This window comes from Candidatus Paceibacterota bacterium, from assembly GCA_035546035.1.
Taxonomy (GTDB): domain Bacteria; phylum Patescibacteriota; class Minisyncoccia; order Phycocordibacterales; family UBA6065; genus UBA6065.
The window spans coordinates 25,998-37,543 of the sequence record DASZXC010000003.1 but is presented as its reverse complement, the minus strand read 5'-3'; the positions used below and the strand labels follow the sequence as shown (position 1 = coordinate 37,543).

The following is an 11,546-nucleotide window of genomic DNA, read 5'->3' as shown; positions in this document are numbered from 1 at the left end:
CATGTGCGGCATCATAGCCATAGCCGGGAAAAACACGGACTCCATCAAAGACTCCTCCGTCGAGGCGATGCTCACTTGCATCCACAAGCGCGGGCCTGACGATAAAGGCTTCGAACGCGCCGGCGACTCGACCAGCGACTCGACCAGCGGCTCGATCCTCGGCATGACGCGCCTCGCCATCGTCGATCTCTCTCCTGCAGGCCATCAGCCGATGAAAGACAACGAAGGTCCCTACACCATCGTATTTAACGGCGAGATATACGGATACAAGGATCTGCGCGCAGAGCTCGAAAGGAAAGGCCATGTCTTCCGGTCTCATTCAGATACCGAGGTCATCTTGAAATCATACGCCGAATACGGAGCCTCGTGCGTAGACCACATAGACGGTATGTTCGCGTTCGCCCTCTGGGACGATGCGAAAAAAGAGCTTTTCATCGCGCGCGACAGGTTCGGAAAAAAGCCTTTCTACTATGCGTTCCATGACGGCATGTTCATCGCCGGCTCTGAAATAAAAACGATCTTTGCCGCAGGCCTCTTCAAAGGCATCGTCGATCCCGGGTCTATCGCCGACTATCTACGGCTCGGCTACATACCTCCGTACAAGACGATCTATTCCAATGTCCATACTCTCCCGCCTGCGCATGCGGGGATCGTAAAGGACGGCTCATTGGAATCGCGGCGATACTGGCAGATAGAGAAGAAAAAGACCGCGGCTTCGTATGGCGAAGCGAAAGCAGAGATCAAGAGGCTCTTTGCTAAGGCGGTCGAAAAGAGGATGGTCGCAGACGTAGAGATAGGCTCCCTCCTCTCCGGCGGCGTCGACTCCACGATCGTTACGCTGGAAGCCCACAAACACATGGACCGACCGATTAAAACATTTTCAGTAGGATATGGCGAGGCCAAAGACGAGCTGTCCTATGCAAAGGCCGCGTCAGAGAAAATCGGCACCGACCACTATACGCTCGCCGCGGAAAAACCCGATCTCGAAGCTCTCAAAGAAGTCATCGGATATTTCGACGAGCCTCACGCCGATTCTTCAGATTTTCCGCAACATCTTGTTTCTAAGCTCGCCGCATCGAAGGTCAAAGTCGCTCTCACGGGCGACGGCGCGGACGAGCTTTTCATGGGATACGGCTGGTATCAGAAATATTGGCATACCCCTCTCCACCAGAGGCTTTTCCATACCCATTTCAGCTCGTACAAGAAAATGACCGGAGTATTCTCGGACGGACAGGTACAGAGCCTTATAAAGAAAAAAGACTCTTCAGACCACTCATATGAGAAGAAAATTCTCGTAGACGCTCCGAGAGGCACGGGAAAGATAAACGCCTTCGACCTCAATATATATCTGCCGGGTCAGCTTTTGACCAAGGTAGACCGCACGAGCATGATGCATTCGCTCGAGATCCGCTCGCCTTTCCTCGACACCGAGTTTGCAGAATACATATATAGCCTGCCAATCGAATTCAAGATAAATAAGACCGAGAACAAAATCATCCTCAAAGACATCCTCGCTGAAGTTTTCCCGAAAGAATTCGTCTATCGCCGCAAGCAGGGCTTCGGCGCACCCGTAGATATATGGCTCAAGGCCGAGACCGTTCAAAAGAAAATATCGTCGATAATGGACGACCCGTCGCACCCGATCTTTGCCTACATAGACCAGGCAAAAGCCCGGGGTATTACGGGCAACTATAGGCTCTGGACATTCCTCTGCCTCGCTCTCTGGTTCGAGCTTCACCATAAAGACCATGCATAATCCTGCGAATATATTCCAGACGATGATCAATAAAGTCACGAACAAGCTTCAGCGCGTCGTGCATGTACCCGCGCGAGGAAAGCGTAAGGGTTCGGTCCTCATTTCCTATATCACCGATACGTTCACTCTCTTCCCCTGGGAATACAAGACTGATCCTCACAGCAATTACTGGGAATCCGCGGAGATGGCGCGCCTGTTCTCGGTGCGCGGGTATGACGTAGACATCATCAACGCTCGCGAGCACGTATTCATCCCCAAAAAGCCCTACGTCGCATGCATAGATATTCAGCAAGACCTCGAGCGTCTTTCGAAATACCTCCCCGCTTCCTGCAAGAAAGCCGTCCACATAGACAATCCGTACTATGCGGAATACAACGAGCGCGAGAAAGCGCGCCTCACAGCGATAAATAAGCGCCGCGGCACGTCCATTACTCCGAAGAGACAGGTAGCGCCCACCCAGAGCGTGGCGATCGCCGATTTTCTCGAAGGCTTCGGCAATGAGAATGTGCTCAAAACGTTCGAGCGCTTCGGCAAACCTATGTTTCCTGTACCGATCTCGGTCGTCCAAGAATTCCCTTTCCCGGAGAATAAGGATTTCGCCGCAGCCCGAAAGCATTTCCTCTATTTCGGCGGGGGCGGCGCGATATTGAAGGGCCTGGACCTCGCGATCGAAGCGTTCGCGGGCATGCCGGATCTCACGCTCCATATCCTCGGACCGGCCGCGCACGAACCCGATTTCGCCGAGGAATACGAAAAAGAGCTCGCGCTCCCGAACATCATCCGTTATACCAGGCCTAAAATAGACCAAGAGGGCCGCATCACGGTCGGAGGAAGGGATATCAGCGAGGTGTTCAACGCGTGCGGGGCCATCATATATCCGTCATCGGCTGAAGGCACGTCAGGCGCCGTGATCCAGTCGTGCCATGGCGGTCTCGTCCCGATCGTCACGCCGCAAACCGGTCTTAACGAAAACCTCGGCGCTATCGTCATGGAGAATCCGACCGTCGAATCGGTACGGCAAGCGGCGCGCGGCTTCTCGATGATGCCAGAGGGCGAGATCAAAGAAAAAGCTCGCCAGGTCTGGAATTACGTCCGTTCGCATCACACCAAAAAGGCCTTCAGCGAAGCATACGGACGATTCATAGACGATATACTGAAGCTGTAAAACTAAGCCATGAGCGACAAGCCTCTCATAAGCGTCATCATACCGGTTTACAATTGCGAGAAAACGATCGCGGCAGCCTTGGATTCGATCCTCCGTCAGACCTACGATAACCTCGAAGTCATCGTCGTGGACGATGCGTCTACCGACGGCACGAAAAAGGCCGTAGAAGCGATCGCAGCGCAGGATAGTCGGGCGAAACTCCTTTCCGCCGACAATGACCCTGAAAGGTTCGATGCCGCGCTGAACCGCAACGTGAATGCTGGCTGGTCCGCGCGCAATACGGGACTCCGAGAGGCCCGCGGCGCATATATAACGTTCCAAGACGCTGACGATGCGTCGTTCCTCAATCGCATCGAGCTCCAATACAGCTTGCTTAAAAAGCACGGATCGACGCACCTCACGATCGACTGGATCCAATTTGACCAGGATCTCGTCGGTAAAAAAGCCGGTCTTCTTGAAAATCCCGAGGTCATCGGACCGGATGCGCTGTATGCGATGTCGCAGAGATCGAAAGGCTTTGTCGCCAAAATCTCGACGCGCCTTAATCGCATTATCCCCTTCCACTGGAAACGAAAGAGGATCGTAAACAAGCTTTTCTTCGGTTCGCTGGAAAATTATCCGGCGGCGGGCAATTCTCCGCTTTTTGAACGAACGGTCATCGAGAAAGTCGTGTTCAGAAAGCTCCGCGACCGGGTATGGCCCTCATTCATGGGCCGCGGCGCCGACAAGGATTTCAATTTCCATGTGGCAGAGACGTTCCGCAACAGCCACGTCGTTTTGAGCCCCCTCTATATGTGGAGGGTAAAGGACCAGAATCCTCGTTACCTCGGAGGTATTAAAGAGATTATAATGTAGCATCGGCCTATGAAGCATCTGAAACGAAAGATACTGGAAATAGCGACCAAATCCGGAGAAGGCCACATATCTACGGCGTTTTCGATCCTGGAGATACTCTGGGTCCTCTATGACCGCGTCCTTAACATAAGTCCCGAGACCGTATCGCACCCTGACCGCGACCGATTCGTGCTTTCGAAGGGCCACGCTTCCATCGGCCTCTATGCCGTCCTCGCGGAAAAAGGATTCATCACCGAGGAGACGCTCCATTCGTTCGGAAGATTCGACAGCATCCTCGGCGGTCATCCGGACCGGACAAAAGTTCCGGGAGTAGAGACCTCTACGGGCTCGCTCGGCCATGGCTTCCCTATGGCAGTCGGCCTCGCTCTGGCGATGAAGATACGGAAGCAGAAGGGCCGGGTCTATACCATCATAGGCGACGGCGAGTGCAATGAGGGTACGGTATGGGAATCCGCGCTCCTTGCGCCCCACCAAAAGCTCGACAACCTCTGCTGCATCGTCGACTACAACCACTCGAATGACCGCTCGCTCGTGCTCGGAGACGTAGAAGCGAAGTTCAAATCATTCGGCTGGCACACCATAGCGATAGACGGGCACGATGAAGAGGCGATATATAAGGCGTTGACCGCAAAGAGCGAGAGGCCCATCGCCGTCATCGCCGCCACGATAAAAGGCAAGGGCGTGAAGTCCATGGAACACAATCCGGAATGGCACCACAAATCGCCGAAACCCGAGGAGCTCGAAGCATTCCTTAAAGAACTGATATAGCCATGAGAAAACAATTCGTAAAGACCGTCGAAGATATACTGAAGACCGACCCGCGCCTCGTCCTGCTTTTGGGCGACATAAGCGTATTCGGGTTCAGGAACGCTTTCAAAGAGCATCCTGACCGCGTCTACAATATCGGCATCCTCGAGCAATCGACGGTGAGCCTGGCCGCAGGTCTCTCGCTCCACGACATGATCCCTGTCGTGCACACCATCGCCCCGTTCATAGTCGAACGTTCGCTTGAACAGATCAAAGACGATTTCGGATACCAGAATATCGGCGGCAACTTCATAGGCATCGGCGGATCGTACGATTATGCGGTCATGGGAGGCACCCATCACTGCCCTGGCGACGTCGGCATACTGAAGAACGTCCCGAACATGGAGATCGTCGTACCGGGAACGCCTGCGGAATTCGACTCGCTGTTCAGGGCGACCTATGCGGACGGCAAGCCTACATACTTCCGCTTGAGCGAGCGAAGCAATAAAGAGAGCTTCCCCGTAGAGTTCGGCAAAGCCATGATCGTACAAAAAGGCTTGAAAGCTACGGTCGTGACCGTAGGGCCGATGCTCGAAAGCGTGCGCGAAGCCTGCAAAGGACTGGACGTGACGATCCTCTATTACACGACCGTCGCGCCTTTCGACCGAGATGCGCTGGCGACGAATATCGCGGGAGACAAGGTGATCGTCTGCGAGCCTTTCTATGAAGGCTCTCTCGATTGGGACATAGCGAAATCGGCAGAGATGGCGAAGAAATCGCCGAGCGTACACCACATCGGCGTACCGCGCGAATTCATCCATAAATACGGCAATGTCGGCGATATAGACGCATATCTGAAGCTCACGGCAGCCGATATCAGGGAGAGGATAGAAAAGATCATATAAATGAATACTCTCGCAGACCTCATATATAAAGACGCGGAAAGTATCGCCGAGGCTACAGACCTTTCGTCGCTTCAAGGTAAAAGCGTGCTCATCACGGGCATAACCGGCCTCGTCGGCACATATTTCGCCGCTTCCTTGAAACAGGCTGAAGCGAACGGTATCGCGGTCAAGGTCATCGCAGTGGTCCACAATGCTCCGGACGCCTATTTCAAAGAGCTCCTGCCGAAAGGCTCGGAGATCATTGCCGGAGACCTCACCGATCCCGCATTCCTTCAAAGCCTCCCGTCCGCCGATATCGTCATACACGCCGCGGGATACGGCCAACCGGGAAAGTTCCTCTCGGATCCGGTAAAGACGCTGGCGCTCAATACGCTCGCGACGTCCATGCTCGCGGAAAAGGTTAAGACCGGCGGCAAATTCCTCTTCGTATCGACGAGCGAGATATACAGCGGCTCGAAGAACGTTCCCTACAAGGAAACGGACATAGGGACGACGGGTCCCGAACATCCACGCGCGTGCTATATCGAAGGCAAGCGTTCGGGCGAAGCGATCGCCGATGCGTATCGGGCGAAAGGATTGGACGCCAAAGCGGCCCGCCTCTCCCTCGCCTACGGACCGGGAACCAAGAAAGGCGACCAGCGCGTGCTCAATTCATTCATCGAAAAAGCCCTGAACGGCGAGATAGCCATGATGGATAGCGGCGCGGCGAAGAGGACGTATTGCTATGTCACCGATGCGGTAGAGATGATGTGGAAGATACTGCTTTCGGGCAAGGAATTCGTCTATAACGTGGGCGGAGAGAGCAAGACCACGATCGCGGAGCTGGCCGCGAAGATCGGCGGCATAGCCGGCGCGCCGGTAAAGGCCGGCGCTTCGGCACAGGCCCTCGGCGGCGCGCCGGAAGACGTCTGGCTCGACCTTTCGAAAGCTAAAAAAGAGTTCTCAAAAACGGATTTCGTCGGCCTCGATGCCGGTCTCGCGCGCACGATCGAATGGCAGAGGATCCTTTACGGAAAAACCAAATGAGCCCGTTCATCTCATTCGTAGTGACCGCCCGCAACGACGATTACGGCGGCAATTGGACGAACCGCATCAATGCGTTCATAAAAGTCCTTATATACCAGACCAACCGCACCAAGCTCTGGTGCGAGCTCGTCTTCGTCGAATACAATCCCCCGGCCCATAAGAAGCATATATATGAAGAGCTCGTCATCGAGGATAACCGCTATCTGGCAGTCCGTTTCGTCACCGTGCCGGCGAGCTTTCACAAGACGCTTCCCGACAATGAAAAGGTAACCGTCTGCGAATTCATCGGAAAGAACATAGGCATGAGGCGCTCCAAAGGCGAATGGATCGTGGCGACGAATCCGGACGTGCTCTACAGCGACAAGCTCTTTGACTTCTTCGCGGCAAAGGAACTCGATGCGAATTCCTTCTACCGCATCAATCGCAAGGATATGGCTATGAACTGGATAGACCCGCGGCTTTCGGCTGCAGAAGTGCTCGCTCGCGCGGAGAAAGACGCGATCAAGATCATGTACAACGACAGGACCGTATATCTTTCATTCAAAGAATGGCTCTCTGCCCTTATCCACGGCAGGACAAGGAAGATACTCCTCCAATGCCCGTTCCTCAACCCTTTTAGGGACAAAGAATCTGATGAATCGATCATGCACACGAACGCTGCCGGAGACTTCCTCATGATGCATAGGGGCGCCGTAGAGAAAGTCCGCGGATACGACCAGATGACCGTGGGCAGCGGCACGCTCGACGGCTATATCCTCTACGTGCTCTATTGTTTCGGATTAAAACAGAAAATCCTGCCCCACTCCGTATATCACATCTACCATCACCACAAAGGCGTCAGGTACCTCGCTTCATTCACGAAATTCCAAGAAGACACCAAAAAGATGCTCGAGACGAAAATCCCTTACAAGACCAACCCTGAAGACTGGGGCTTCCCTCGCGAAAACTTCGCGGAAGTCGTACTATAAAATCGCATGAGAGAATCCCTGAAGCGCTTTCCCCCTTTCAAATACGCGATCGTCATGGCGCGAATCTTTCGCGTGAAGCCGGGGTTTGGATCGCGCATCAAAAACCTTTCGGCGTATTTTTCCGACTATAGAAAATATCGAAGGCTCGAAAAGAACCCTTCGTTCAAGGTCTCTACGGCAGACCTCTTCCCCCGCATATACGACAAGACTGCCCTCACCGATATCGATCCGGTCTATTTTATCCAGGGATGCTGGTGCGCAAAGAAAGTCTTCGAAGCGAAGCCTCGAAAGCACTGCGATGTCGGTTCGCAAGCATTGATGGTAGGCATAATCTCCCAATTCGTGCCGACGGCGATGGTAGACATCCGCCCTCTCTCCGTCTCTATTCCCGGCCTCTCATTCGTTAAAGGCGATATAACCGCGCTTCCCTTCAAAGACGGCGAGCTCGAGTCGCTTTCTTCGATCTGCGTCATCGAGCATATCGGTCTCGGCCGCTACGGCGACCCGCTCGACCAATTCGGCACCGAAAAATCGGCGAAGGAACTCTCCCGCGTGCTCGCCCCCGGCGGATCGCTCTATATATCCGTGCCCATAGACCGTGAGAGCAAAACATACTTCAACGCGCACCGCGCATTCACGCGCGAGCAAGTCATATCCCTCTTCCCTGGATTGAAGCTGCAGGAAGAAAGCTACGTTTACGGAAGAGACGTCGAAAGATTCTGCGACGCGAAAAAAGGGTTCGGCACCGGCCTCTATCATTTCCAAAAATAATGAAGAAGCTCGTCATTCTCAAGCACGGTGGCGGCGAGCTGGCGAACCAGCTCTGGAATTACGTGAGCATATGCGCATACGGCCTCGAGATCGGCGCGACCGTCCGCAATCCTTCGTTCTACGAGTACCACCATTTCTTCCGCTTCCTCAAAGACGAAAGCTTCGTAACGAATCTAAAGGCGAGGCTTCTATTCCGAAAGCCGCGCAGGCGGTCGAGCTTCATCAATAGGATCGAACGGCGTAAATACGCCCTGCGATCGCGCATAACGGCATGGTTCGAACCCTCTCGCGTATACTCGTCTGAAAACAGCCTGAATCAGGCGACGTATCTTCCGCCGTCCGCGCCTCTCCCCGACCGCCTTCAGAGATACGACGCGCTCTATTTCACCGGCTGGCTTTTCAGGAATCCGAAAGGGCTTGAAAAATTCGGCTCTGCGCTCCGCGAAGCATTCAAGCCGGCGGATTTCGTCGCTAAACGCGTCGATTCCATAATCGCGCCGCTCCGGGAGAAGCACTCGAAGATCGTCGGCGTCCACATCCGCCAAAGCGACTATGCCGGCTTTAAGGGCGGCAGATTTATCGTGGGCCAGAAACGGGTCCGCGAGACCTTGGACGAATACATCCGCGAAAATTCGATGGATGCCGCCGCCGCGCTTTTCCTCATAACTTCTGATGGGCCTATAGACGCGAGGAAATTCGATGGTCTCAACATACATATCTCAAAGGAGAATTCGGTCACGGACCTCTTCCTCCTCTCTCGGGCTGACGCGGTCATCGGATCCGACTCGAGCTTCGGCGCTTTCGCCGCATGGTATGCGAACGTACCTCATATCATATTCAAGAATGAAGCCATGGATTGGGCTTACTATAAAAACAAAACTTCGTTCTTCACCAATAAATACTCCGAACTCGCGCGATATTAGGGACTATGTATAATGAGTAGCACGTGCGATAACCCCAATGCTCTACAAACTCCGCGTCCTGGCCCTTAATAACCGATTCCTGAAAAGAGTCATCCGAAAATCGTCCAAGATCGTCCTCGGCAAAGACATGACCAACGACGCATTCGACAATGCGTCTCTCGTCAGAAAATACGCCTCCGGCAAGTCGTTCGCAGACATCGGCGCGCTCTGGGGCGTCCACGGAGCGAATACGTTCGCAGCAGAAGAAGCAGGCGCGATCCGGTCAGTCGCCGTCGACGTTTACCCTGAAAGCAAGGAATTCATAGAAGCGAAGAAAAAGCGCGGCTCGAAGGTCGAATTCATCCAAGGCGACATCAATTCCGCCGAGACGATAAAAAAGATCGGTGCATGCGACGTCGTCCTCTGCGCAGGCGTGCTCTATCACACTCCTGATCCGTCCCATATGCTCATGAGGCTCCGCGCGATCACCAAAGAGACGTTTATCCTGAACACTGCCTCCATCCCTGAGATGAAGGGTCTCAGCAATGCGGCCGTATTCTACCCATTCCTCAACGAAAACCAGCGAAAGGTATGGCAGCGCGGTATCGGCATGCAGAGGGCTATTACAGGCCCTTACGAGCCTCAGGAAGGCTATGCCAATTGGTTCTGGGGCATGACGCCCTCATGCCTTGAATCCCTCCTCAACTGCGCCGGATTCGATGTCGTTGAAAAATATATATTCAATTTTAGATGCGTATTCGTCTGCAAGGCCGCTCCGGTCAAATTCGTCCCTGAATCGGGCGAGTGGACGACACCAAAAGACGCCGCAGCGATAAAATTCAGATAAACATGCAAAAAACCGCCGCGCGGCGGTTTTTTTATTTCTTCCTTCCCAATATATACAGATGCGTCGCTACCGCATCAGACCCTGGAATATATATGAATATGTAATCGAGATATTTGAGCGGGCCGAGTACGAGCATGAATACGTGCGCCATGAACGGCGCGGCTTTGCGCGAGCCGAACGAGAATATGACGCCGAGCCAGTACGCGAGGAACATGAGGAACGTTGACCACGGCCCCGACCTCACGCCCGATTCGACGATATCGAGGTCAGAGAACATATGCTTCAGGCCCGATATCGTCCAGCGATTGAAATCGTCGGGCGACGCATGGTACGGATGCATGAACGGAGCGGAAACGTATACATAGCCCCCAGGCTTCACGACGCGGACCATTTCGCGCGCGACCTTATGCGCATCCGGCACGTGCTCGAACAGCGATTCGGACACGGCGGCATCGATCGTATCGTTTTTGAACGGCAATTGCGTCGCATCAGACACGATGTCAACTTCGGGGAACGGGAATATATCCACGTTTATGAATTCCTTGCCGAGGCGCTCGGGACCGGAGCCTACGTCTATGACCGTTGAGCCCTCTTCTACCCTGTCGAGCACCATGCGCGGGCCATTCACGAGCATCATGACCGGGCAGAACATGTGCCAGATCGAATAATAGACCTTCGGGAATTGCTTGAAGAACGATTTGAGCCAGTTCACGCCCGATTCGTGCTGGTCGCTGTTATGCTCATATACGCCTTTCTCGATAAGGATCGGTCGGCGCGATTCATCCACAACGAAATGCCCGTGGGTTTTGCAGACGAGGCCGTTTTCGGTTTTAAGGAGATCCGCCTTGCAGAACGGACAGCAGATGATGTGGGAGTGGTCCCCCGTCACGCGGATCTGCGGTTTCCGGATATTGCCGAGCCTGTCGGCGAAGAGAAGCTGTATGGCGCGGAATCCGTCGCGATAGCGGATCTTTTTGCCTTCCGCAGCCGTGCGGGGAGCATGGGATATCGGGACTTCGCGGATATCGTAGCCGTTACGGAGGAGCGCGGCGGTAAATATGAGCTCGGATTCGAATCGGCCCGGCACGAAATATTTTTTGGCGTCTGCCGGAAAAAGCTTGTAGCACGTCCAGACGTCAGTGAGGTCCGCGTCATAGAGCACATTGATCATTTTAGTGATGCTCCAAACGCCAAGGCGCTGGAATATGAATCCCTCGCGCTTCTCATGATACAGGTTACGCGATCCATATACGGCCTGCTTGCCGGCCGCGCCACCTACATCTAATGCAACGACAAGCGACAGGATATCTTTCGGGTGATATTCAAGGTCGGCGTCCTGTATGACGATATAGTCGCCTGTCGCTTCAGAGAGGCCGCGGAGGACGGCCGTGCCCTTGCCTGAATTCTTATCGAGTCTGACCGATTTTAGCTTCTTTCCGTGCTTTTTGAGTATATCCGGCGTCCCGTCGGTCGAAGCGTCGTCAACGACAACGATCTCGGTCGTCCATCCGGGAATAGAGACGGCAAAGACCCGGGAAAGGATCTCCTCCAGGGTCTTTTCCTCGTTATATGCGGGGATTACGATAGAAAGCTTCATCGCAGGA

Annotated in this window: 11 protein-coding genes; 10 read left to right on the top strand and 1 reads right to left on the bottom strand. The window is 54.0% G+C overall.

Features of this window, described 5'->3' with window-relative positions:
- The first annotated feature begins 1 nt into the window (after nt 1).
- From asnB to VHE10_00625, 10 genes are read left to right on the top strand one after another with little or no spacing between them, the layout of a single operon-like run.
- The gene (gene asnB, locus VHE10_00670; GenBank protein HVU06300.1) at nt 2-1,756 is read left to right on the top strand and encodes an asparagine synthase (glutamine-hydrolyzing); all 1,755 of its coding nucleotides are present in this window, start codon (nt 2-4) and stop codon (nt 1,754-1,756) included.
- A gap of 22 nt (nt 1,757-1,778) precedes the next feature.
- A complete protein-coding gene (locus VHE10_00665; GenBank protein ID HVU06299.1) occupies nt 1,779-2,921 on the top strand; it encodes a hypothetical protein in 1,143 nt (380 codons plus the stop codon).
- A 9-nt stretch (nt 2,922-2,930) separates the two neighbouring features.
- A complete protein-coding gene (locus VHE10_00660) occupies nt 2,931-3,776 on the top strand; it encodes a glycosyltransferase family 2 protein (protein HVU06298.1) in 846 nt (281 codons plus the stop codon).
- 9 nt (nt 3,777-3,785) lie between these two features.
- Complete coding sequence (locus tag VHE10_00655; GenBank protein ID HVU06297.1) at nt 3,786-4,544, top strand: transketolase; 759 nt, start codon at nt 3,786-3,788, stop codon at nt 4,542-4,544.
- A gap of 2 nt (nt 4,545-4,546) precedes the next feature.
- Nucleotides 4,547-5,428: a hypothetical protein gene (locus tag VHE10_00650; protein HVU06296.1), complete on the top strand. Its 882-nt coding sequence runs from the start codon at nt 4,547-4,549 to the stop codon at nt 5,426-5,428.
- Nucleotides 5,429-6,454 carry an NAD-dependent epimerase/dehydratase family protein gene (locus VHE10_00645; GenBank protein ID HVU06295.1) on the top strand — a complete coding sequence of 342 codons (1,026 nt, stop codon included), beginning with the start codon at nt 5,429-5,431 and terminating at the stop codon, nt 6,452-6,454.
- On the top strand, nt 6,451-7,422 hold the full coding sequence (locus VHE10_00640) for a hypothetical protein (GenBank protein ID HVU06294.1): 972 nt from the start codon (nt 6,451-6,453) through the stop codon (nt 7,420-7,422). Before VHE10_00645 ends, VHE10_00640 begins: the two co-directional genes overlap by 4 nt.
- A gap of 6 nt (nt 7,423-7,428) precedes the next feature.
- Nucleotides 7,429-8,193 (top strand): DUF268 domain-containing protein, encoded by a 765-nt coding sequence (locus VHE10_00635; protein HVU06293.1) that lies wholly within the window; start codon nt 7,429-7,431, stop codon nt 8,191-8,193.
- Entirely contained in the window at nt 8,193-9,116 is a 924-nt protein-coding gene (locus VHE10_00630) for a hypothetical protein (protein ID HVU06292.1), read from the top strand. Before VHE10_00635 ends, VHE10_00630 begins: the two co-directional genes overlap by 1 nt.
- Before the next feature lie 37 nt (nt 9,117-9,153).
- Nucleotides 9,154-9,942 carry a class I SAM-dependent methyltransferase gene (locus VHE10_00625; GenBank protein ID HVU06291.1) on the top strand — a complete coding sequence of 263 codons (789 nt, stop codon included), beginning with the start codon at nt 9,154-9,156 and terminating at the stop codon, nt 9,940-9,942.
- 31 nt (nt 9,943-9,973) lie between these two features.
- Here VHE10_00625 and VHE10_00620 read toward each other — a convergent pair whose 3' ends face one another.
- Nucleotides 9,974-11,539: a glycosyltransferase gene (locus VHE10_00620; protein HVU06290.1), complete on the bottom strand. Its 1,566-nt coding sequence runs from the start codon at nt 11,537-11,539 to the stop codon at nt 9,974-9,976.
- Nucleotides 11,540-11,546: the final 7 nt, after the last annotated feature.